Below are 24,700 nucleotides of genomic sequence, written 5' to 3' on the forward strand. Positions count from 1 at the left end.
TGAACCGAGATATGAATGCGGCGGCCTAGGCGCACCATCATGCAGCCCATGATTTTTTTGAGCGCACAAGATCAGCGCACAAATTCATATCCAAATACCTGCATTTAGGCTGATCATAGCTTCCCGCCTACGTCATTTAACCCATTGAATACAAAGGTTTTTGCGCTTTTCCAGACAAGGGAATTTGCGAACAATTTTCAATTGGCATGGTTTCTGCTGAATACAAACTTGTATCCAAGATTGTATTTAGATTTAACGCGCAGGAACCATAATGACGCAAGAACTCACTACTACTGGCTGGACTATCAACGAATGGCTGAATGCCTATCGCATTCAAGGTCTTGCCCCGCGCACGTTATTGAGCAGCTTACGTGCGCAACTCAGTCACAGCGATAACAGCTGGATTTATATCGCCTCGGCTGAAGAGTTGAGCACACAAATTGACGCGCTGGAAACACTGGGAGATCCAACTCACCTCCCGCTTTATGGTGTTCCTTTTGCGGTTAAAGACAACATTGATGTAGCAGGACTTCCGACCACTGCAGCCTGCCCCGCGTTTACCTATATTCCTAAAGTTGATGCCACTGCCGTTGCACAACTCAAAAAAGCTGGCGCGATTGTGCTCGGCAAAACCAATCTCGATCAATTTGCTACCGGCCTTGTCGGCACTCGCTCACCTTACGGCGCGGTCTCCAACTCTTTTAAACCGGACTACGTTTCTGGTGGCTCAAGCTCTGGTTCTTCCACTACTGTTGCGCGCGGCTTAGTGCCGTTTAGTTTAGGCACCGACACAGCAGGTTCTGGGCGTGTGCCAGCAGGGTTTAACAATATTGTCGGACTCAAACCAACCAAAGGTCGCTTCAGTACAACTGGTGTAGTACCTGCTTGCCGCAGTCTGGATTGCGTGTCGATTTTTTCACTGACGGTTGATGATGCCGAACTGGTTGCATCAATTATGGAAGCATTTGATAGCGCCGATGGCTATTCGCGCAAAGCTGCTGCTGCAACCTATTTTTCATCCAAACCACGCCTTGCAATTCCCTCTTCTCCCAACTGGTTTGGCGATGAACAAGCAAAATCGGCATGGGAAACTTCACTCGAAAAAATGCGTTCATTGGATGTGGAACTGATCGAATTGGATTTCACGCCCATGTTTGCACTCGCACAAATTTTGTATGGCGATGCCTGGGTTGCAGAGCGCCATGCAGCGATTGGCGATTTTATGAAAGATCATGCCAGCGAGATGAATGAGGTTGTGCGCAGCATTGTTGAGCAAGCGGTAAATTTCTCAGCGACAGATTTATTTAAAGCGGAATACCAGCGTGCAAATCTCGCACGCAAAATCCAAACACTCATGAGCAGTGTTGATGCACTATTAGTGCCCACCTCGCCGCGCCACCCAACCATTGCTGATGTTGCTGCTGATCCGATTGCCGTTAACAGTCAACTTGGTACTTACACCAATTTTGTGAATCTGGCTGACTGCTCAGCACTTGCACTCCCTGCGACCATGCGAGCAGACGGCTTACCTTTTGGCATCACCTTAATTGCACCTGCATGGCAAGACGCAGCCCTCGCCGCCTTCGGAAAAAAATGGCATGCGGCCACAGCGTTAACACTGGGTGCGCTTGATAAAAAACAACCAGAATATATTCCGTCAACTACCGCACCGGCTGGTTATGTACGCCTCGCGGTAGTAGGCGCACACCTCACTGGAATGCCTCTGAATGTGCAACTGCAAGAGCGCAATGCCTTGTTTGTTGAGAGCACATTTACTGCAAAAAATTATCGCCTGTTTGCACTACCCAACACCACTCCACCTAAACCCGGATTAATTCGCACAGAAGATGAAGGTGCAGAAATTATTGTGGAATTGTGGGATGTACCCGTGCAGCACTTTGGCAGTTTTGTTGCGCTAATTCCTGCCCCATTAGGCATTGGCACACTCACGCTAAAAGATAGTCGCGAAGTAAAAGGTTTTATCTGTGAAGGCGCTGCCGTGAATGGTGCAAAAGATATTACGCATCTGGGTGGCTGGCGGGCTTATATCAAATCACTACAAAAGTAATTAAAAATTACAGCCGGAGAAGGAAAATGTTAAAGACCGTACTTATCGCTAACCGCGGAGAAATCGCAGTTCGCATCGCCAAAACCCTGAAAAAAATGGGTATTGAATCAGTTGCCGTTTATTCCGATGCAGATCGCAACTCCGCTCACGTGACTGCTTGCGATAAAGCTATCTGTCTTGGCGGCAATACGGCAGCCGAAAGTTATTTGAAGGCCGATTTAATTCTCGCGGCCGCCAAAGAAACTGGTGCCCAAGCGATAATTCCCGGCTACGGATTCCTCTCTGAAAACGCAAAATTTTGTGAGCAATGCGAAGCCGAAGGCATTGCATTCTGTGGCCCTACTCCTGCGCAAATCCGCGAATTTGGTTTAAAGCACACCTCGCGCGAAATCGCTGAAAAGGCCGGTGTCCCACTTACTCCCGGCACAGGTTTGTTAAATTCTATTGAAGAAGCCGTTAGCTCAGCCGCTGAACTCGGCTATCCGGTGATGTTAAAAAGCACCGCCGGTGGTGGTGGTATTGGTTTGACCCGCTGTAACAACGAAGCCGAATTAATCGCCGCTTATGAAAGTGTTAAGCGTTTAGGCCAAAACTTTTTTAGCGATAGCGGTGTATTCCTCGAACGTTTTGTCGATAACGCCCGTCACGTAGAAGTGCAAATATTTGGTGATGGCAACGGCAATGTACTCGCACTCGGCGAACGCGATTGTTCGCTGCAACGCCGCAACCAAAAAGTGGTTGAAGAAACTCCCGCCCCTAACCTGCCAGCAGCAACACGCGAAAAATTATTGGCTGCCTCCAAAAGTTTGGGTGAAGCCGTAAATTATCGCTCTGCCGGAACTATTGAATATATTTACGATGCCGCGCGCGATGCCTTTTACTTTTTGGAAGTAAATACCCGCCTGCAAGTAGAACATCCGATTACAGAAGCTTGCACAGGTGTGGATTTGGTGGAGTGGATGATCCTCACCGCCGCAGGTACTCCACCAAAGCTGGATATCGAAATTAATCCTAAAGGCGCGGCAATTGAAGTGCGCTTATACGCCGAAGATCCAGTGCGCGATTTCCAACCATCGCCCGGCGTATTAACCGACGTACAGTTTTCTGATTCCGCGCGCAACGACACTTGGGTTTCGACCGGCACCGAAGTATCGCCTTATTACGACCCGATGATCGCCAAAATTATTGTGCACGGCACAGATCGCGCTGATGCGATTAATAAAATGATTACCGCGCTGAACGAAACGCGCGCAGCAGGTATTGCGACCAATCTGGATTATCTGCGTCAAATTATTGCGACCGATTTTTTTGGTAGCGGCGATGTTGCTACCAACAAACTCGCGAGCTTTGAATACAGCGCGCCGGTAGTTGAAGTTTTGCAACCGGGCACCTACACCAGCGTGCAGGATTATCCCGGCCGCGTAGGCCTGTGGAGCATTGGTGTACCGCCCTCAGGGCCAATGGATGATTATGCCTTCCGTTTAGCTAACCGTATTGTGGGCAACCACGAAAGCGCCGCTGCACTTGAGTACACCATTATCGGGCCGAAATTAAAATTCCATCGCGATGCGGTTATCGCACTGACAGGCGCAACATCGCCCGCGAAAATCGATGGTGAATTAATTCCATTCTGGCAACCGGTTGCCATTAAAGCCGGACAAATTCTGGAAGTTGGCAAAGCCGAACAAGGCTGCCGCGGTTACCTCGCGGTGCGCAATGGTTTTGATGTGCCAGTTTATTTGGGCAGCCGCTCGACTTTTGCGTTGGGACAATTTGGTGGTCACGCGGGTCGCACTCTGCGCGCAACCGATATGTTGCCAATTAGCAATCCTACTATCGCCGCTTGCACTACTCCCGCACCAGTTTATGAAGCGGCGGCGGCACCCGCTGAATTAATCCCAACCTATCCCAATGAGTGGGAAATCGGTGTGCTTTACGGCCCACACGGCGCGCCGGATTTTTTCAAACCCGAAGCGATTGACATGTTTTTCTCCACCGCGTGGGAAGTGCATTACAACTCCAATCGTTTAGGTATTCGTTTGAATGGCCCCAAACCAACTTGGACGCGCAGCGATGGCGGTGAAGCCGGTCTGCATCCTTCCAATATTCACGATACTGAATATGCGATTGGTTCGATTAACTTTACTGGCGACATGCCCGTCATTCTCACCAAAGACGGCCCAAGCCTCGGCGGCTTTGTTTGCCCAGTGACGATTGTAAAAGCAGAGCTGTGGAAAGTCGGCCAAGTTAAACCCGGCGATAAAATTCGCTTTAAACGTTTAAGTTTTGATACAGCGCTGGCGATGGAATTATCCATTGATCGCGCGATTGAAAATTTAAGCATGCAACCAGCGGTACTGCCTGCACCAATTATTAAACCGGAAAATACTATTTCTGAATGCATTGTTGCGGCGCTGCCCGCACAAAATGGCCGCCCACTCGTCAGCTATCGCCAAGCCGGCGACAAATATATTTTGCTTGAGTACGGCGACAACATTCTCGAATTGAGTTTGCGTTTGCGTGTTTACGCATTGATGGAAGCCTTAAAAGCATCGCCAATTAATGGCGTGATTGAATTGTCACCCGGTGTGCGTTCGCTACAAATCAATTACGACAGCCGTGTTATTCATCAACGAGACTTGATTAATCAATTGCTGGTAATTGAAGAAACGCTGGGCGATGCGCGCGATACCAAAGTACCGAGCCGTATCGTTCACCTGCCGATGGCCTTTGAAGACTCAGCCACGCTTGATGCCGTATCGCGCTATCGCCAATCAGTGCGCGACACAGCGCCTTGGCTGCCGAGCAACACTGAATTTATGCGTCGTATTAACGGCTTGGATTCCATCGAACAAGTTAAACAAACATTGTTTGATGCCAGCTATATGGTGCTGGGTTTGGGCGATGTGTACCTGGGTGCACCTTGCGCTGTTCCGGTTGACCCGCGCCATCGTTTACTCACCTCAAAATACAACCCAGCGCGCACCTACACCGCCGAAGGCACCGTGGGCATCGGCGGCGTTTACATGTGTATCTATGGCATGGACTCACCCGGCGGCTATCAATTGGTCGGTCGCACTCTGCCCATCTGGAATAAATTTTTGAAAAATCCGGTATTCAAAGATGGCGAGCCTTGGTTGCTGAAATTTTTTGACCGCGTGCGCTACTACGAAGTTACTGAAGATGAATTGACCGCGCAGCGTGAAGCCTTCCGCGAAGGTCGTTTGAGCCTGCGTATTGAAGAAGATTATTTCAGCCTCGCTGAACACGAACAATTCCTGCAAGACAATGCAGCGAGCATCGCCGAATTCAAAACCAAACAACAGGCCGCCTTCACCAAAGAAGTGGCGCTCTGGCAAGCCGATGAAGAAAAACACGTGGATGCTGCACTGCAAGTGAAAATTTCCAGCGGCCCAATTGAAGTGGATGGCCACGCGGTTACGGCCGACATCAGCGGCAATATTTGGAAGCTGCTGGTTGAACCCGGCCAACTGGTTGAACCCGATCAACCACTATTAATTGTTGAGGCAATGAAAATGGAATTTTCAGTCTACGCCGACCGCAGTGCAAAAGTGAGTGCGATTCACGTAGAGCCGGGCAAACAAGTGAATGCGGGTGATTTGTTGTTGGTGCTTGAGACAGATTAATTTAAAACACGAACGTAGGTTGGCGGTGAGGAACGAACCCCAACACAAACAACGCGGAAAATTTAAACATTGTCATGTTGGGGTTCGCAAGCTCACCACCAACCTACGGTAAAAACATGAAATTAATAAAACACGACAAAACCAAAAAGAAAGTAGAAGAACCGCGCGTTAATTTGACTGAACGTATTTATCAAACCATCAAAGACGATATTTTTTCATTTCGTCTTTTGCCGGGCGATAGATTCAGTGAAAACGAAATAGCGGAGCGTGTTGCAGCAAGCAGAACACCAGTGCGCGAAGCACTCGCACGTTTGCAGCGCGAAGGTTTTGTGGAGGTTTCATTTCGTAGTGGCTGGCAAGTCAAACCCTTTGACTTTATGAAATTTGAGCAGCTTTACGATGTGCGCATCATTCTGGAATTAGCTGCGGTAAAAAAATTGTGTGAGATGGAACCAGCACCCAATCTGGAAGATTTAAAACGTATCTGGTTGGTAAAACCGGAAGACAGATTGGAAGACGGCCCCAGTGTTTGTGCATTGGATGAACGCTTTCACGAACAATTAGTAGAAGCCACTGGCAATACAGAAATGGCACGCATCCATCACGAAATTACCGAGCGTTTACGCATAGTGCGCCGAATTGATTTCACCCAGCGCAATCGCATTGAAGCCACTTACGATGAGCACGCCAAAATCATTCGCACCATTATGGAAAGACGCGCAGATGACGTAAAAAGCTATTTAAAAACGCATATTGAAGCGAGCAAAGCTGAGGTACGCAAAATTACCCTACATATGCTTTACGAAGCGCAACAGCAACATCCTAATTAATTTTTTTAAAGACAGTTTTTAAAACAGAGTGACATAGCTGGGATATTTACGAGACATCACAGTTGTTAGGGAAGCAAATCTGTCACCCACGATTAGTATCAAAAGCGTTACCGGAAATTTGTTTAACCACTGAGTCATTAAAAAACCATCTAGGAGAAAGACCCATGAAGCTGAAGAAAATAGCAAAACATGTCGGGGCACTCGGTATCGCCTGCGGCTTAACAATCGCTTCTTTTAGTGCTGCCGCGGCAGACACTATTAAAGTCGGCGTACTTCACTCACTCTCAGGCACTATGGCGATTTCAGAAACCACTTTGAAAGACACCATGCTGATGCTGATTGAAGAACAAAATAAAAAAGGCGGCTTGCTCGGTAAAAAACTGGAAGCTGTTGTGGTTGACCCAGCATCAAACTGGCCATTGTTTGCGGAAAAAACTCGCGAACTATTAACCAAAGATAAAGTTGCTGCCATCTTTGGTTGCTGGACTTCAGTATCACGCAAATCTGTTTTGCCAGTAATCGAAGAATTAAACGGTGTACTTTTCTATCCAGTGCAATACGAAGGTGAAGAATCTTCACGCAACGTGTTCTACACAGGTGCAGCACCAAACCAACAAGCAATTCCAGCCGTTGATTATTTGATGAACGACATGGAAGTAAAACGTTGGGTACTTGCAGGTACTGACTATGTTTACCCTCGCACCACCAACAAAATTCTTGAAGCCTATTTGAAATCCAAAGGCGTAAAACAAGAAGACATCATGATCAACTACACCCCTTTCGGTCACTCCGATTGGCAAAACATTGTGTCTGACATCAAGCGCTTTGGTTCTGCAGGTAAAAAGACTGCCGTAGTTTCTACCATCAATGGCGACGCTAACGTTCCTTTCTATCGTGAATTGGGCAACCAAAAAGTCACAGCGGAAGATATTCCTGTTGTTGCCTTCTCTGTAGGTGAAGAAGAGCTTTCTGGTATCGACACCAAACCACTGGTTGGTCACTTGGCTGCATGGAACTACTTCATGAGTGAAGATAATCCTGCTAACGCAGCGTTTATCAAACAATGGAAAGCATTCATCAAAAACGACAAGCGCGTAACCAACGATCCAATGGAAGCTCACTACATCGGTTTCAATATGTGGGTGAAAGCAGTTGAGAAAGCAGGTACTACCGACACTGACAAAGTAGTTGATGCCATCATCGGTGTAGAAGCGCCTAACCTTACTGGCGGCGTAAGTAAAATGTTGCCGAACCACCACATCACTAAACCAGTATTGATTGGTGAAATTCAAGAAGACGGCCAATTCCTCACTGTTTCGCAAACCGATGGTTTGGTTCCAGGTGATGCATGGTCTGACTATCTGGAAGGTTCAAAAGATTTGGAATCTGACTGGATTAAATTGAAGTGTGGTAACTACAACACCAAAACTAAAAAATGTTTAGGTGCTGCTGCACAGTAAGGCTCTCTGCTTGAATTTCTTCCCGAGCACAGCTCGGGAAGAAATATAAAAACTATATAAATTTTTCACTATTGCTTTTATCGAGACAAGACTATGCGAAACCCAACCAAGCCACTTGGATTATGGCCGTTGCAGTTGCTGATATGCCTATCACTCTGCACTTCAATCAAGGTTTTTTCGCAAGAGGCTGAGACTAACGGCCTCACTTCTGAACCATCTTCCCTTAGCACACCGGTAGTCACTGCTGAAGTTGCAGAAGCAGGTACTGCAGAAGCAGATGTTGCAGAATCTGAATTTAACAAACTCGTGAAAGAACTCACCCAAGGCAGCTTGCCTAAACGCGCACAGACTGCAAAAAAACTGGGTGTGCTCGATGATCCGCGTGTAATTGATGTTATTACCGCATTACAGCAAGGCAGTCTCTATGCCGAAAAATCCAGCGATCCTCTAGTGGCGATTGCCGATAAGTCCGGCAGCTACATCAACGCAATTAGCGGCGAAAAAATTCCTACAGAACAAACTGAGTCGCTCAAACGCGTGCCGATTAACAATGCCATGCGAAGTCAGTTGCGCACTCTGCTCGCCACCCTCAACCTGAACAGTAAAAATGCCAGCGTTAGATTGGATGCAGTAAACCGCATGATCGCCGATGGTGTTGATGAAGATGTAGTTAATCTATTGCAAGAACGCCAGAAAAAAGAACCCGATGAAGATGTTCGCACGGCGATTACAAGTGCTGTAGCACTATTAAATTTACAAAGTAGCGATGTGCAAACACGGCTGGACGCGATCAGCTTATTGCGCGGCAGCTTACAGCAAGAAGTGCGTACGGCATTGCAAACACTTGCCGCTAAGGATGAAAACGAAAAAGTAAAACAACAAGCCAAGTTTGCACTTGAATCAATTGAAGATCGCGTCGCCGCTTTTCGTTTTGCTGAAAATGTATTTTTCGGCCTGAGCTTGGGCTCTGTGCTGTTACTCTCCGCCATCGGCCTTTCCATCACCTTTGGGGTGATGGGTGTAATCAATATGGCGCACGGCGAATTGATGATGATCGGCGCCTACGTCACCTGGGTCGTACAACAGCTTTTCCCAAACCAAATTGCGTACAGCTTAATGATCGCGGTACCCGCAGCTTTTATTGTTGCCGGTTTAGTAGGCATCGCGATTGAACGCGGCGTGATTCGTTTTTTATACGGCCGCCCGCTGGAAACGCTACTCGCTACCTTTGGTATTAGCCTGATTCTGCAACAAGCAGCACGCAGCATTTTTTCTCCACTTAACCGCGCGGTGGAATTACCTGAATGGATGAGCGGCTCGCTGGTCATCAACCCTGTACTCTCAATCACCTATAACCGCTTATATATTTTAATTTTTGGCCTGCTGGTGTTTTTTGCTCTGCTGGCGATTCTTAAAAAAACCACACTTGGATTAAAAGTTCGCGCTGTATCGCAAAACCGTTCAATGGCACGCGCCGTCGGTGTACGTGCAAGCTGGGTGGATGCGATGACGTTTGGTTTAGGCTCTGGTATCGCGGGTATCGCCGGTGTAGCGCTATCGCAATTGACCAACGTCGGCCCTAACCTCGGCCAGGCCTACATTATCGATTCATTTATGGTGGTGGTATTTGGCGGCGTAGGTAATTTGTGGGGCACACTGGTTGGCGCCATGGGCTTGGGCATTATCAATAAATTTATGGAGCCTTACGCAGGTGCGGTGCTCGCCAAAGTATTGGTATTGGTGTTGTTAATTCTGTTTATTCAAAAACGGCCGAAAGGAATATTCCCGCAAAAAGGTCGTGCGGCGGCGGATTAATTTGTGGCACCTCGTAGGTTGGTGGTGAGCTTGCGAACCCCAACACTCGCATTTGCAAAACGCACATTGCTGGAATCGAGAACAACACAACGCACATTTTATTTTTAGGTTGGTTCGGATACATGGTCATGTTGGGGTTCGTTCCTCAGGCTACGCGCCCCGCCCCAACCTACAACAGCAAGAATTTATTAAAGAGAGAATCAAATGTTAACCCAACGTTTATTACTCAGTGATCGCGGCGGCATGATTGTGCTGGGACTGGTTTTACTCGCGATGGTGCTGGTGCCCATCTGCAATCTACTAGTACCAGAATCATCTGCCTTTCATGTATCCACCTTTATGGTGACACTGCTCGGAAAGTTTTTGTGTTATGCCCTACTCGCACTCGCGGTAGATTTAATCTGGGGCTACTGCGGAATTTTATCACTCGGCCACGGCGCTTTTTTTGCGCTTGGCGGCTACGCGATGGGCATGTATTTGATGCGTCAAATCGGTCCGCGTGGACAATACGGGGACCCAATCCTCCCTGACTTTATGGTGTTTTTAAACTGGAAAGAGTTGCCTTGGTATTGGCAAGGGTTTGATATGTTCTGGTTTGCCATGCTGATGGTGATTGTTATCCCCGGCATTCTTGCGTTTATTTTTGGCTGGCTGGCATTTCGTTCACGTGTAACTGGCGTTTATTTTTCAATTATCACCCAAGCACTGACCTATGCATTGATGCTCGCATTCTTCCGCAATGAAATGGGCTTCGGCGGCAACAATGGCTTGACCGATTTTAAAGATATTCTGGGCTTTCCTATTGCTGCTGACGGCACTCGTATCTCGCTATTTTTAGCATCAGGTTTTATGTTGATTCTCGCCTACCTCGCCTGCCGTTACATTGTGACCTCACGTATGGGCAAAATTATTATTTCGATTCGCGACGCGGAAAGCCGCACCCGCTTTTGCGGTTATAAAGTCGAATCTTACAAACTCTGGCTGTTTGTTTTCTCGGCAGTGCTTGCAGGAATCGCCGGCGCGCTCTATGTGCCGCAGGTTGGGATTATTAATCCGGGGGAATTTTCCCCACTCAACTCCATTGAATTAGTTGTGTGGGTTGCCACTGGTGGACGCGGCACTTTATTTGGAGCCATAGTCGGTGCCTTCACAGTAAATTACGGAAAAACCATATTCACATCTTACTCACCGGAAACCTGGCTGTTTGCATTGGGTGCGCTTTTTGTAATCGTTACGTTGATACTACCGAAAGGTTTGATTGGGCTGTTTAATCGCACTAAAAAATCTCCCACAAAAAATGAAGTGAAAGCTGAAGTAATAGATAGTTCCTCTGCAAAAAGCAACGCAACCAAGGAGACAGTGTAATGAATATTTTTGCGCAAGCACGTCGCACCCTTGGCCAACCCGACCCTAACTTTGGTGCACCGCTGGACACTACCAAAGGCACTATTCTTTATGTGGAAGGTATTAGTGTTAGCTTTGACGGTTTCAAAGCGCTCAACAATTTAAACCTCTACATCAACGAAGGTGAATTGCGCTGTATTATCGGCCCCAATGGCGCCGGTAAAACCACCATGATGGATGTGATTACCGGCAAAACCAAACCCGATAGCGGCAGTGTTTACTTTGGCCAACAAATTAATTTGTTGGAATTATCTGAGCACCAAATTGCACGCGGCGGCATTGGCCGCAAATTCCAAAAGCCTACGATATTTGAAGCCTTAACCGTTTATGAAAATTTGGAACTCGCAACCGCTGCCGATAAACGCGTTTGGTGGACACTCACCCAACATTTAAACAGCAAACAAACCTATCGTATCGACGAAGTCTTGGTACAAATCGGTTTACAAGAACATCGCTACAAAAACGCCGGTGCCCTCTCCCACGGCCAAAAGCAGTGGTTAGAAATCGGCATGTTGTTGATGCAAAACCCGCGTGTACTTTTAGTGGATGAACCTGTCGCCGGCATGACTGGCGAAGAGACCGAAAAGACTGCTGAATTATTATTGTCACTTGCAGGCGACCACTCAGTGATCGTGGTAGAGCACGACATGAAATTCGTGCGCTCAATCGCGCGCAAAGTCACGGTATTGCACCAAGGTTCGGTATTAACCGAAGGTACTATGGATCAAGTACAAAATGATCCAAAAGTCATTGAAGTCTATCTTGGTGAGTAATAGGAGAACAACTCGTGCTGACCATTAACAATATCAATCAATACTACGGCCAGAGCCACATCCTGTGGGATTTATCACTCACCCTAAAAGAAGGTACTTGCGGCTGTTTGATCGGCCGCAACGGTGTAGGCAAAACCACCTTACTGAAATGCATTACCGGTTTGCTGCCCGTGCGCGATGGTGCAATTCAATTAAACGGTTACGACATCAATAAACTCTCAACCGAAAATCGCGCACGCGGCGGCATAGGTTTTGTACCGCAAGGTCGCGAAATTTTTCCGCTGCTCACGGTTGAAGAAAATCTAAAAATTTCGCTCGGTGCACGCAAAGACAAAGCGCGTTTTATCCCCGGTTTGATTTATGAATTGTTTCCGGTATTAAAGGAGATGAAACACAGACGCGGCGGCGATCTATCCGGTGGTCAACAACAACAGCTTGCGATAGGTCGCGCACTGGTACTCGATCCGAAATTATTAATCCTCGACGAACCCACTGAAGGTATTCAGCCCAACGTTGTGCGCGATATAGGTGATGTCATTCGTAAACTCAATCGCGAGCTGGGATTAACCGTGCTACTTGTCGAACAAAAATTACCATTCGCACGAAAAGTTGCCGATGACTTTTTTATTATGGAAAAAGGCAGCGTGGTCGCCACCGGCCCAATCGCCAACTTGAATGATGATTTGGTACAGCGGTATTTGAGCGTGTAAGCCCCTATATTTACCGCAGGAGGGTCGGCTTCAGTTCGGCCCTCCTAAATCCTCTAGCTTATTCCCCCCTCTATCTATTACCCGATTCAACATCCGTCCTTCATATCACTCAGTCCATCAACGTTATATACACCTTGACTATAAGACACCTTTAGGTGATCCTATGCCGCCTGCGCCGACTTGTACACCAGTATCATTAACATCTCGTCTCGAGCGAGATTTGGCGTAGATGGCTATGCTTAAACACCCATAACGTTAATAAGAAGTCATAACAATGAATCAAAACGCGCAAAAACTCTCCGTTGTTGAAAAAGTTGGTTATAGCCTTGGCGACCTTGCCGCTAACCTGATCTTCCAAACGCTGGTGACCTTCCTCGCCTTTTTCTACACAGATGTCTACAGCATATCGCCCGGTAAAGCCGCGATGATCATGGCTGCTGGTGGTCTGTTCGGCGCCTTCTTTACCCCGGTGATGGGCATCATCGCCGACCGTACCAATACCCGCTGGGGAAAATTCCGCCCCTGGCTGTTGTGGACGGCTATACCTTTTGGCGCTGTCGCATTGCTCGCCTTCAGCACACCGGATTTTGATGAAAACGGCAAAGTCATCTACGCCTTCGCTACTTACATCGCGCTATTGGTAATCTACGCCGCTAACAACCTGCCCTACTCTGCGCTCAGTGGCGTACTTACCGGCAGCATGGCCGACCGCAACAGTCTGTCGGCCTATCGTTTTGTAGCGGTGATGGTTGCGCAATTTATTATTCAAGTATTGTTGTTGCCGCTGGTTTTAATTTTGGGCGATGGCGACAAAGCAGTCGGTTTCCACAACACTATGTTGTTGTTTTCCATCACCGGAACCCTTTTCTTTTTGATTGCATTTATCACCACCAAAGAACGTATTTTGCCGGTGGTAGAAGCGCGCAACAGCATTGTGCAAGACCTCTCCGATTTGATTAAAAACCTTCCTTGGATCGTCATGCTGCTCGTCACCATTCTGGTATTTGTGACCCTCGCGCTAAAAGGCGGCATGTACATTTACTACTTTGAAAATTATTTGAGCGAACCACACCTCGCACAATTTTTGGATGACATCGGCTTTAATAGTTTTATCGCAGGATTAAATCATCTGCTGACCAGTATTGGCCTCTCTGAATTCCAATGGCCGAAAGATGCCCCAACCTCTACCTTCAGTTTGTTTAACGGCTGCGGCATTATCATGATGATTATCGGCATCGGCTTCTCCAAAGGCTTGGCCGACAAATTTGGCAAACGCAATGTATTTGCCGCAGCACTGTTCCTCTCAACCCTATTTGTTTTTGCCTTCAAATTTTATTCAGCCGAGAGCATCGGCATTGTGTTTACATCGCAAATCCTGCACGGGTTTTTCTACGGCGTAACTATTCCATTGCTGTGGGCGATGATTGCCGACGTAGCTGACTTTTCCGAGTGGAAAAACAATCGCCGCGCCACTGCGATGGTATTTTCCGCCATGATTCTCGGGTTAAAACTCGGCTTGACCATCGGTGGCTCACTGGTCGCTGGCCTGCTCGCCCACTACGGCTACGAAGCCAGTCTCGCACAGCAAAACCCTGAAACTATTGAAGGCATCAAGACTGGTGTAAGCGTATTTGCATCCTTGCCATTCTTCCTCGCTGTTGGCTGCATGTTCTTCTACGCAATCAACAAAAAGCTGGAAGTGCAAATCGAAGCCGATTTGAACGAGCGTCGCAAAGCGGCAGGAAAATAATTTTCAATCGCAATTTTTTTGAATGAGAACATGAGGTACTAAACATGGCTGCCGAAGAAACTCTGGCTCCCGAAGTGATCGCCGATTTAAAAGCGCGCGCGATCTCCCAACCACTGGTTGAACACATTTACACCGCCGATCCATCTGCACATGTGTTCGATGGCAAAATTTATATTTACCCATCGCACGACATCGAAGCGGGCATTCCCTTTAACGACAACGGCGATCATTTCGGCATGGAGGATTACCACGTAATCTCCCTCGATTCGCCCGAGAGCGCCGCTGTCGATAATGGCGTTGCACTGCATGTAAAAGATGTGCCCTGGGCGAAACGCCAAATGTGGGCGCCCGATGCTGCGCATAAAAATGGAAAATATTATTTATATTTCCCTGCAAAACGCGCCGACGATATTTTCCAAATCGGTGTAGCTGTCGGTGATTCACCTATCGGCCCTTTTAAAGCCGAACCCGAAGCGATTAAAGGCAGCTACACCATCGACCCAGCGGTGTTTGAAGATGCAGACGGCGCGCACTATATGTATTTCGGTGGCATTTGGGGCGGCCAGTTGCAGAACTATCGCAACAATCAATACGATGCAAATCGCGGTGAACCAGCAGACAACGAACCCGCACTCGGTCCGATTGTCGCGCGCATGAGCGATGACATGCTGCAATTCGCTGAAGAACCGCGCGAAATTAAAATCCTCGATGAAAACGGCCAGCCAATTCTCGCTGGCGATCACGACCGCCGCTTCTTTGAAGCATCATGGATGCACAAATACAACGGCAAGTATTACTTCTCCTATTCCACCGGCAACACCCACTTTTTGTGTTACGCCACTGGCGACAATCCCTACGGCCCCTTCACCTACCAAGGCCGTATTCTGGAGCCAGTAATCGGTTGGACGACGCACCACTCAATTGCCGAATACCAAGGCCAGTGGTACTTGTTCTATCACGATTCAGTGCTGTCCAAAGGCATCACCCACTTGCGTTCAGTGAAGATGGCGCCGCTGAATTACAATGCAGACGGCTCGATTCAAACCATCACGCCGTATCGAGATAACTAATCCCTTCCGGCCTCCCTTTTCCAAAGGGAGGAGCTAACTCCCCTCTTTGAAAAAGAGGGGCTGGGGGAGATTCAGGGCCGAAATTAAGGCTCGATCACAAAGGCGAATGGGAGTAGAATGCCGCCACTCGCTACTGGACGTGGGAAGCTCGCAAGAACAACCCTTCGAGTTAGCGAACGGGGTCGATTTGGATTCGACGCTGGTAACAAAGCCCAAGGTGCATGTCGTGATGACAGCCAATCACGTTAATCCAAAGCTGTACTTGAATAGTCGCAAACGACGATTCTTACGCTTTAGCTGCTTAATGCAGCTAACGGTCTCTGACAAGGTGCCAGTACCGCGCTAGAGCCCGTCATACAGAACTGGATCGCAGCAAAGCTTGCCTGGGGTGGCGCTGCTAAAACTCTACAGGATCGCGCTTTTCGTCCTGCCTGTTGGGCTGATAAGCGTTAAATCAATAAACGGATCTAAACATGTAGAGCCGCGGATGGAGTGCTGGCGGACGGGGGTTCAAATCCCCCCGGCTCCACCAAACACAGGGGGGTGTCTAGACCTATCTAGACCGCTGGAGACCAGTATTTATGCGGGTTCCAGCAGCTCCCCAACTTCCAACTACATGGTCTCCAGTGGTCTTGATCGGTCTCCAGTAAGGCACCAATCGGGCACATCCGGCACAAATCCGGCACATTTCACCACCCCACCCAGCAAAGCTCTTTCCCTGACAAATGGTCTCGGAACGACTGACTGTCACCTTTTCCGCAAAAAAATATTTGAACAACATCCCCAGCTTTCCCTGTCGATGGCATCGTCCTATCTGGATATTGCCAAGGCTAAAGGCTACGTCGATGCAAACCGTAACCTACTGACCTTAAACCAGCGCCTAATCGTCAAAGACCTGAATCTATCGTCCAGCCCCGAAATCATCAAAAAATTTGCCGAAGATAAAGCCCAGTACACCACCACCCTTGCTGAATCCTACAAAGGCAATTTAAACGCCGCCTATGATGCGTGCTGCGAGTACATCAAGAGCTATGAGCTAACACCACCAAGAAAGAGCAAAAACGGGGATTTTATCTCTGCAAGTATTTTGCGTATGGGTTGCCCACGCTGGTGGAAGAAAAAACTATGTACGCTCCAGCGCCGGACTATTGAAGCAGTTGCCCGCGACCTTGGAATGATTCACCGGAAGCGCTCCGCTTATTCAAGCAAGTTCACTCAAGCTCGAAGATCACACCAAAAACACTTGGCCAATCAGTTTTTGGAAAACACTTTTTTGGTCAACCAAAACCAGCAAGTGTTTTCACTAAAAGAGCTTTCCGAAAAATCAGTTTCCAATCCGGAAATTAGACGCGCTGAACTAATGACGCGCATATCAGGCTTTGAAATTGTTGCCGATGAGCTTGGTCATTGCGGCGAGTTTTACACCATTACCGCACCATCAAGAATGCACTCCCGTTTAAATAAAACAGGAAAACAAAATTCCAAATATGACGGCACGACTCCGCGAGAAGTGAACGAATATTTAGGTGAGCTATTTGCAAGAATTAGAGCCAAGTTGCATCGGGAAAATTTGAATGTTTACGGCTTCCGTGTTGCAGAGCCTAACCATGATGGAACCCCGCACTGGCATTTAATGCTGTTTATGTCGCCATCAATAAAAAGCCGCGTTCGTTCGATTATGAAGCACTACGCATTGCAGGATAGCAAGCATGAAAAAGGAGCGAGCAAGCACAGATTTAAAGCTGTAGCGATAGATAAATCGAAAGGCTCTGCTGCTGGATACATTGCTAAATACATCACCAAAAATATTGATGGTTCCAATATCGATACAGACCTATACGGCAATGATGCAAAGCAATCAGCCAAAGCCATCGATGCATGGGCAAGCTGCTGGGGCATTCGTCAATTTCAGCAAATTGGTGGCCCGAGTGTAACCGTCTGGCGAGAGCTTCGAAGAACACCAGCATGCGATATTGATGTTGATGATATTGACAATAACGCAATTATATCTGAGGCGGCATGCGCAGCAGTCGCCTCAGATTGGGCAGCTTATGTCATGGTTATGGGTGGTGTTGAGATGCGTAAATCAGAGCATCCTATCAGACCGTTCTATGAGCACCCTGTATTTGTCGATGAAGAAACAGGAGAGCTATTACCAGAAGGTCTTACCATTTATGGCGACCCGAAAAAACCACGAATTAAAGGCTTGGATTATTTCAATCAGGCCATTATCACGCGCTTACATAATTGGAAAAAATACGAGTCCGCTGGCGGCCTTAGCATAGCGCCGCGCGCAGGTACGAGCACGACAGCGGCGAAGCCGCCAGCGCCGCCCGCAGGGCGGCCTTGGACTAGTATCAATAACTGTACGCAGTCACCAATTCATTAATGGGGAATTAAAAATGGCTGAGAATTTAGGCAAAGAGTATGACGTTGATTTTTTCGACTGGGATACGTCATTGCAATTTGAATTAAAAGAAGCTTGCTCACTTATGTGTCGTGAAGTTGTTCGATCAGAAGATGCCGAATTATTGCCACAACCACCGCTGAATAAAACGGGAAACATCGTAGGCGTGCTTGCAGTTAATGAAGAAATTGAATTGGTTGTTCGTTTTCCTGAAGGCATGGAGCAATTAACAAAAACTGAATTTTGTGGCGATTACAAACTGGTGCCAGAATGGTAACTCACGCTGTTAGAGAAAAACTTTATCGACTTGATGAAATTTACAAATTTCATCGAAAAGATAAAAACAACTATGCCGGTAAGATTATTTTTGCCTGCATAAATGAATACATGGAGTATTGGCGGCAACTTGAAGATAGAAACTTTGACGGGTTACGCAAGCATGAGCGTGATGAGCTATATTTTTTCTTTAATGAAAAGCTTTATGAAATTTGCCGCGCACATCTCGATATGTACTGGCTCATTTACGACTATGACGATCAACCCTTGTATAGAAACGGGGATGAGCCAGAGCCTTTCTGGCAAGAAGATCGCCGCCGACTAGCTCGAAAGCGCAGAATCCAAATGCGCGCCGAGCTAAATAAATAAATGTTTTCGTGACTGTTACGGAAATATTTTAGTCGCCCTGCCAAGAGTTGCACCTCAAGGCAGAGCTAATCACACCAACCTGAGTAGAGGTTAATATGACTGCTAGCAATGTTATCACCAAACCAGCCAATGATTTAACTGACGAAGAGTTCTTATCCAGAGATATAGAGCTTATTTACGATGCTGTAACAGACATTTATGACTTGTCTAAATACGATGGAATTCGGCTCGATTCATTAAACTCTATGCTTAGATTGCTTCGTGAAAAAATGGCTAACGCATTCAATCAAATAGAGTCCAACCTTTCGATGTATCAGTTTGTTGAAGCAATTCGCCATGCTCAAACTGAACAGGAGAAAAATGAGATTGTTGATCGTTTTAAATCAGCAAAAGAGGTTACGCCTCGGCGAACATATGAATAGCTCTTCCTGATCAACACTAAAAGCGTTACGAAATTAGCACAATATTGCAAGCCAACGCGCACACGCGCCCAGTTAGCCGAAGGGAACCCATGAAGGGAGCTAGCGACCGCACAGGGGCGTTATCTGGGTCAGGGGGCTTTAGCCCCCTAGATTGGCTATTGCACTCTCTGTTGACATGCAGCCGCTCTTAAAGATATATTTTTAACCGGTGTCGGGTACACGCCTTGCCAGCGCAAACAAAACTCCTTGGGGGTAGTATCCAGTTTGACAAATCTCCACCTTTGCAATTAATGCACTTTGTCATTCATTTTTTCTGATGAGCTGGCCATTAGATTTATTTGATGAAGGTATTAATTGTGTCTGAATCCAAAATCCATCTATTAAGTGAAAATTCTGTTAAGTGGCTAAAGCAGCAAGCAAAAGCACTTCAAAAGGCAGAATCTATTTCTTTATCCCAAGCTCTTCATGAAATAGCTATTCAGCAAGGTTTCAATTCTTGGAAAAATTTAATCGATACATTTAAATTTGAAACAACTACCCAGTCAACTCCTAGAGATTACTTAGCAGTTGTAAGAAGCGATTTTTCCGCATTAGAACCGTTTGAAGCTGAAGCAAAAGTTATTCAAAGGTCATCTCTTTTATCACAAGGAGTTGATCTTAATTTATATGAATTAGACCCAGCTTCATTCATTTCAAGTGATCTTACTCAAGATACTCATTACCACCGAATTATCACCGATGCATTAGATAATGCTAGGTTTAACGTTGCCCAAAAGCATGATTTCTCCTCTTGGGTGGATCTTCAAAAAAGATATGTAAAACAAATTATTGTTGAAAAATACACTTTAGAGCAAAAAATAGGAGCTATTGCCAGACAACTAGGCATTAACCCTAAGAATATTAAAAACACAATCCATGTAGCTATTGATATAGACAATGATGGACTAATGGCACTAACCCAGAATGATTGGGAAAGAGTGGGCTTTATAGAGGATCATACATTTGCTAATTGGATGAACAAGAATAATGCGTATTTCAGTGAATCTTCTGTAATTTTTTTTAGAGCCGTATCGATAGATAAAAAATCATTTTCTGCGATTAAAAAAAGTCTTATAAAAATCGGCGAACAGCTCGATCAATTTTTCCCTCTTTATTCAAGTGCTGTATGGATTGATGGGAAACTTGATAAACGCATTCTTCAATCGATAAAAGATGATCACCTGTATCATTTTCACGATATTGATATCGATTCTATAGAGTACCCACCAGCAGAGATACCTACCGAAATATGGAAGGGTGGTTATTAATGATCTGGAAAACACTCGATAAATTCTCCCAAGAATCCGGCATGACCAAAGAATCCATTCGCGCCCTAAAAAAGAAAGGCCAATGGCGTGAAAAAATTCACTGGAAAAAAGCACCAAATGGCCGAATTTTCATTAACACAATAGCGGTGGAAAAATGGATTCAGGGATTGCCGGTGTAAGACCACGCGGCAATAGTATTCTCCTTGATTTCACATATCAGGGTGAACGCTGCCGCGAAACTTTGCGCATCAAACCAACCAAAGCAACATTGAAAGAAGCCTCACGTAAACGCGAGGCTATTCTTTTTGAAATTGCTATGGGTACGTTTGATTATTTAAATCACTTCCCTGCTAGCCCGAAAGCGCGCAAGTTTTCAAAAAACTATGGGCAAGCTATTTCTATTGAGCAGGCACTAAAAGACTGGCTTAAAAAATCAGAGCGCCATTGTCAGTTGAGCACTATTCGTGGTTATAACAGCGTTGTATATCACCACCTGATACCAGCATTTGGTCAACTGAAACTAACAGAGTTAACGGCAAATCATATCGAAGATTGGCTCGACACATTGGACGTTTCAAACAAACGAATTAATAACATTCTTAGTCCGTTACGTTTGGTTTTTAAGGATGCTTTTTTCGATCAACTCATCCAAAAAAATCCGCTGGATAGAGTGAAGTTTTTGCCTGTTGAACAACGCGAGCCAAACCCGCTTACACAGGCAGAAATAGCCAAAGTTCTCGAACAATTTGAAGGACAAGCGCGCAACCTTTTTCAGTTTGCGTTCTACTCTGGATTGCGCACATCGGAATTAATCGCCCTTCGCTGGCAAGATATAGACCTGCCCAATAAACGGTTTTATGTAAGGGTTGCAATTGTTGGCCGCAAAGAGAAAACAACCAAAACAGTTTCCGGCCTCCGTACAGTTGAATTAAATCCTCAAACCATCGAGGCGTTAACCAGCCAACAAAAACACACTGCGGGCGCCCACAGGGTCTTTGCTGACGATAAAACAGGCCAACCGTGGCTATGTGACCAAGCGATTCGCAAACGCCTCTGGATACCAGCACTGAAAGCCGCAGGGCTTGAATACCGCAACCCTTACCAGACCAGGCACACGTTTGCATCCATGATGCTCTCCCAGGGCAAAAACCCTTTATGGGTAGCCGACCAAATGGGACACAAAGACTGGGGAATGATTCGTAAGGTATACGGCCGCTGGATACCTTCTGAGTAGTAATCGGTAAGTAAATCGCCGAGCGCAGCGAGCCGATTTACACCCGCATTTTTCAAGTTGTGCCCAAATTGTGCCTTAAACGTAATTTTCGGCACCTGTATTGAGTACAGAAAGTGAGCGCGTAGCGACTATGGAGCGTAGCGCGAGCGAATGGACACAAATAAGCGTTTTTGATACTTTTGGCACCATTGAGGCACACTAAATGGATAAGGTTTTGAATACTAACGGCTTTCCAAACATTCAAATCCCCCCGGCCCACCAAACACTAAATAAAAAACCCGATCAGAAATGATCGGGTTTTTTATTTCATCATTTCAATCTTCGGCATAGTTGCTATAGTCCAGCATCACTGGATAAAAAGCAGTCAACTGAGATCAAGTTGCGGATCGAGTCATGCTCAAGATTTATCAGCCGCCCCACAGCATTACACCGAATATAGTTCGCCTAGTTGCAGCTATTGGCGAAGCTGTGGGTCGTTTGTCCGTTTTGGAAGATGAAAAAAATCTACGGCTTCGCCGCATAAACCGTATTCGTACTATCCAAGGCTCATTGGCAATTGAAGGGAACACCTTAAGCGAAGAGCAAATCACCGCGATTCTGGAAGATAAACGCATTATAGCGCCGCCGAAAGAAATTCTGGAAGTACGCAATGCGATAAAAGCCTATGAACAATTTGAGACATGGAAAAGCGAGTATTACCAAGCGATTAACCTCAGCACTAAAAAGACCGATTCAGCACCCTTCATAGAATTTATGCTGGAGATGATTCTGAACACAATTGAATCATCAAGCCCTTTAGCCCCCCCAAGTCACCCCTCAAGTCAGCCCCCAAATTAAAGAGCTGCTTTCCGCGCTTAAAAGCGAGATGAGCCGTGATGAGCTGCAGACCGCACTAGGCTTGCAAGATCGGAAATCATTTAGCGAACGCTATTTAAAACCTGCGCTCAATGCGGGTTTTATTGAAATGACCATTCCCGAAAAACCCAATAGTCGCCTACAGAAATACCGCTTAACCGGAATTAGCCGTTAAACTTAGTGCTTCTCTGCCCGATACGACTAAGGGCGTTTCGTTTTTTGGAGCCTTGATGCCCACCTACACCATCCTCTCCGCTGCTGTTGAATCCTCCACCGAAGAAAAAAACAGTGAATTCATCACCTTCTTGCACCCAGTCAGCTCACGCGAAGAGGCGATGGAGCATATCGATAACTATCGTGCGCAATACCCCGATGCCAATCACGTATGCTGGGCCTATGTGATTGGCAATACACGCCAGCCAATAACACAAGCCTTTAGCGATGACGGTGAGCCATCGGGAACTGCTGGCAAACCTATGCTGCATGTATTAACCGAGCGTGATGTTGGCAATTCACTCGCAATAGTTGTGCGTTATTTTGGTGGAGTAAAATTAGGTGCGGGTGGATTGGTACGCGCTTATTCTGGCGCTGTCTCGGCTGCAGTTAATTCTGCTGAATTAATAGCAGTTGTTCCGAAAATAGAACTTATCGTAAGCGTAGATTTTGCACGGGAGGCGAAGGTACGCCATCTTGTGAATTATTTTGAAGGAAAAATTCTGTCGGTTGATTACAGCCTAAAAGTGAGTTTGCATATCAGTTTGAATGAAACCAGTGCAAATGAATTTCGCCAGCAATTAATAAATGAGACAGCAGGAGAAGCAATAATCTCTACCCCAGCAGAACTTTTATCGCACTAACAATTTCTAGGGAACCCCCAGAGGTTCCCTATATAGGTGAATTTCAAAGGAGCTGCCTTATGACCAAAGAAGATGAGCTCAAAAAAAGTAAGCGTTTGGCGCTGGCATTTTTATTGGTTGCCACTGCGACATTTATTAGCACCCTGTTTGCACCCGAAGGTATTTGGTGGATAGGTTTAATTCGCGCGATTGCAGAAGCGGCAATGGTGGGCGCGCTGGCGGATTGGTTTGCTGTTGTCGCACTGTTCAAGCCAGTACCTATTCCAATTATTTCATCCCACACCAATATTATTCCCAATAACAAAGACAAAATCGCTAACAACCTAGCTGTTTTTGTGCGCGAAAAATTTCTTGATGTCGATTCAATAGTGGCGTTAATTCGCCGCCATAACCCCGCACAAAAAACCGCCGACTGGCTGAGCGAATGGGAAAACAGCCAACGCTTGGGTTCGCACTTGGTGAAAATGACCGCAGGGATTCTCGACTTTATCGAAGATGCTGCCGTACAAAATTTTATTACCCGCGCTATTCACGCCATGCTGGATAAAATCGACTTGTCGCAATCGGCAGGCATGCTGTTGGAATCGCTGACCAAAGATCAACGCCATCAGGCACTGCTCGATGAAGGCATCAACCAATTTGCATTGGTGCTGCAAGATGAAAACACTCAGGCATTTATCGCCGAGGGAATTATCGCCTGGCTTAAAGATGAACACCCGGTCGCAGAAAAAATCCTGCCATCCAACTGGGTTGGGCGCAATGGTGCAGACATTGCCGTGCGCGCGGCTAGCCGTTTGCTCAATGAAATAAATGAAAACCCCGAGCATCCGGTCAGAGTTAATTTTGATCGCTTTACACGTGAATTTATCGAGCGCCTAAAAACCGATCCGCACTTTTTTGAAAAAGCGGAAGAGATCAAACACTATCTAAAAACCGATGAAACCTTTAATGCTTACACAGGCAGCCTGTGGCGCGATTTAAAAACATGGCTCAAACGCGATTGTGAGAATGCAAACTCAATGCTGCACCAAAAAATCAGTGCCACAGGTGAATGGTTGGGCAAAACCTTAGCCACAGATGCGAATTTGCGCGCTTCGCTCAATCAGCACATGGAAGATGCCGCACAAAAAATGGCACCGGATTTTGCTCAATTTTTAACAACCCATATCCGCGACACAGTAACCGGTTGGGACAGCAGGGAAATGTCGCATCAGATCGAATTAAATATCGGCAAAGACCTGCAATTTATTCGCATCAACGGCACCTTGGTCGGCGGCTGCATTGGCGCCCTGCTCTATTTAATCTCCCACACCCCTGAACTGGTTCGCCATTTTTCACTGTAATCGCAAAAATTTTTTCTTCTCCTGTCGAATTCCGACAGTCTGCATCGACTAGTCTTTAGCAACATCCAAATACACATTTACAACCCACATTTAGTTAAGGAGA

21 protein-coding genes and 1 other RNA gene are annotated in these 24,700 nt (G+C 46.5%); all 22 read left to right on the plus strand.

Annotated features, from left to right (window positions below; all coding sequences use genetic code 11):
- Positions 1-271 precede the first annotated feature (271 nt).
- The 22 genes from atzF (at position 272) to SPL68_RS11075 (ending at position 24,597) form a co-directional block, all read left to right on the plus strand.
- The gene (gene atzF, locus SPL68_RS10970) at positions 272-2,068 is read left to right on the plus strand and encodes an allophanate hydrolase (RefSeq protein WP_323815183.1); all 1,797 of its coding nucleotides are present in this window, start codon (positions 272-274) and stop codon (positions 2,066-2,068) included.
- A 26-nt stretch (positions 2,069-2,094) separates the two neighbouring features.
- Positions 2,095-5,715 carry an urea carboxylase gene (gene uca / locus SPL68_RS10975; protein WP_323815184.1) on the plus strand — a complete coding sequence of 1,207 codons (3,621 nt, stop codon included), beginning with the start codon at positions 2,095-2,097 and terminating at the stop codon, positions 5,713-5,715.
- A 116-nt stretch (positions 5,716-5,831) separates the two neighbouring features.
- Positions 5,832-6,545, plus strand: a complete 714-nt coding sequence (locus SPL68_RS10980) for a GntR family transcriptional regulator (RefSeq protein WP_323815185.1) — start codon at positions 5,832-5,834, stop codon at positions 6,543-6,545.
- A 164-nt stretch (positions 6,546-6,709) separates the two neighbouring features.
- Positions 6,710-8,005, plus strand: coding sequence for an urea ABC transporter substrate-binding protein (urtA, locus tag SPL68_RS10985; RefSeq protein ID WP_323815187.1), 1,296 nt, complete (start codon positions 6,710-6,712; stop codon positions 8,003-8,005).
- A 93-nt stretch (positions 8,006-8,098) separates the two neighbouring features.
- Positions 8,099-9,820, plus strand: coding sequence for an urea ABC transporter permease subunit UrtB (urtB, locus tag SPL68_RS10990; protein WP_323815188.1), 1,722 nt, complete (start codon positions 8,099-8,101; stop codon positions 9,818-9,820).
- A 204-nt stretch (positions 9,821-10,024) separates the two neighbouring features.
- Entirely contained in the window at positions 10,025-11,185 is a 1,161-nt protein-coding gene (gene urtC / locus SPL68_RS10995) for an urea ABC transporter permease subunit UrtC (RefSeq protein WP_323815189.1), read from the plus strand.
- Positions 11,185-11,997, plus strand: coding sequence for an urea ABC transporter ATP-binding protein UrtD (urtD, locus tag SPL68_RS11000; protein WP_323815191.1), 813 nt, complete (start codon positions 11,185-11,187; stop codon positions 11,995-11,997). Before urtC ends, urtD begins: the two co-directional genes overlap by 1 nt.
- Positions 11,998-12,011: 14 nt before the next feature.
- Positions 12,012-12,707, plus strand: a complete 696-nt coding sequence (gene urtE / locus SPL68_RS11005; protein ID WP_323815192.1) for an urea ABC transporter ATP-binding subunit UrtE — start codon at positions 12,012-12,014, stop codon at positions 12,705-12,707.
- 274 nt (positions 12,708-12,981) lie between these two features.
- Positions 12,982-14,457, plus strand: coding sequence for an MFS transporter (locus SPL68_RS11010; RefSeq protein ID WP_323815193.1), 1,476 nt, complete (start codon positions 12,982-12,984; stop codon positions 14,455-14,457).
- 44 nt (positions 14,458-14,501) lie between these two features.
- On the plus strand, positions 14,502-15,527 hold the full coding sequence (locus tag SPL68_RS11015) for a glycoside hydrolase family 43 protein (RefSeq protein WP_323815194.1): 1,026 nt from the start codon (positions 14,502-14,504) through the stop codon (positions 15,525-15,527).
- A 178-nt stretch (positions 15,528-15,705) separates the two neighbouring features.
- Positions 15,706-16,059, plus strand: a transfer-messenger RNA (tmRNA) gene (gene ssrA / locus SPL68_RS11020).
- Between the two features lie 267 nt (positions 16,060-16,326).
- The gene (locus SPL68_RS11025; protein WP_323815196.1) at positions 16,327-17,916 is read left to right on the plus strand and encodes a replication endonuclease; all 1,590 of its coding nucleotides are present in this window, start codon (positions 16,327-16,329) and stop codon (positions 17,914-17,916) included.
- 13 nt (positions 17,917-17,929) lie between these two features.
- Entirely contained in the window at positions 17,930-18,211 is a 282-nt protein-coding gene (locus SPL68_RS11030; RefSeq protein ID WP_323815197.1) for a hypothetical protein, read from the plus strand.
- A complete protein-coding gene (locus tag SPL68_RS11035) occupies positions 18,205-18,579 on the plus strand; it encodes a hypothetical protein (protein ID WP_323815198.1) in 375 nt (124 codons plus the stop codon). Before SPL68_RS11030 ends, SPL68_RS11035 begins: the two co-directional genes overlap by 7 nt.
- A 95-nt stretch (positions 18,580-18,674) precedes the next feature.
- Positions 18,675-19,001 (plus strand): hypothetical protein, encoded by a 327-nt coding sequence (locus SPL68_RS11040; protein WP_323815199.1) that lies wholly within the window; start codon positions 18,675-18,677, stop codon positions 18,999-19,001.
- 356 nt (positions 19,002-19,357) lie between these two features.
- Positions 19,358-20,308 (plus strand): hypothetical protein, encoded by a 951-nt coding sequence (locus SPL68_RS11045; protein ID WP_323815200.1) that lies wholly within the window; start codon positions 19,358-19,360, stop codon positions 20,306-20,308.
- Positions 20,308-20,487: a hypothetical protein gene (locus SPL68_RS11050; protein ID WP_323815201.1), complete on the plus strand. Its 180-nt coding sequence runs from the start codon at positions 20,308-20,310 to the stop codon at positions 20,485-20,487. The genes SPL68_RS11045 and SPL68_RS11050 overlap by 1 nt, the downstream gene beginning before the upstream one ends.
- Positions 20,463-21,542 carry a site-specific integrase gene (locus SPL68_RS11055; protein ID WP_323815202.1) on the plus strand — a complete coding sequence of 360 codons (1,080 nt, stop codon included), beginning with the start codon at positions 20,463-20,465 and terminating at the stop codon, positions 21,540-21,542. Before SPL68_RS11050 ends, SPL68_RS11055 begins: the two co-directional genes overlap by 25 nt.
- Positions 21,543-21,935: 393 nt before the next feature.
- Complete coding sequence (locus tag SPL68_RS11060) at positions 21,936-22,379, plus strand: Fic family protein (protein WP_323815203.1); 444 nt, start codon at positions 21,936-21,938, stop codon at positions 22,377-22,379.
- 28 nt (positions 22,380-22,407) lie between these two features.
- Positions 22,408-22,572 (plus strand): Fic family protein, encoded by a 165-nt coding sequence (locus SPL68_RS11065; RefSeq protein ID WP_323815204.1) that lies wholly within the window; start codon positions 22,408-22,410, stop codon positions 22,570-22,572.
- 55 nt (positions 22,573-22,627) lie between these two features.
- Positions 22,628-23,254, plus strand: a complete 627-nt coding sequence (locus SPL68_RS11070; protein WP_323815205.1) for a YigZ family protein — start codon at positions 22,628-22,630, stop codon at positions 23,252-23,254.
- A gap of 59 nt (positions 23,255-23,313) precedes the next feature.
- Complete coding sequence (locus tag SPL68_RS11075) at positions 23,314-24,597, plus strand: DUF445 domain-containing protein (protein WP_323815207.1); 1,284 nt, start codon at positions 23,314-23,316, stop codon at positions 24,595-24,597.
- Positions 24,598-24,700 lie beyond the last annotated feature (103 nt).

Source organism: Cellvibrio chitinivorans (genome assembly GCF_035117775.1).
GTDB lineage: Bacteria > Pseudomonadota > Gammaproteobacteria > Pseudomonadales > Cellvibrionaceae > Cellvibrio > Cellvibrio chitinivorans.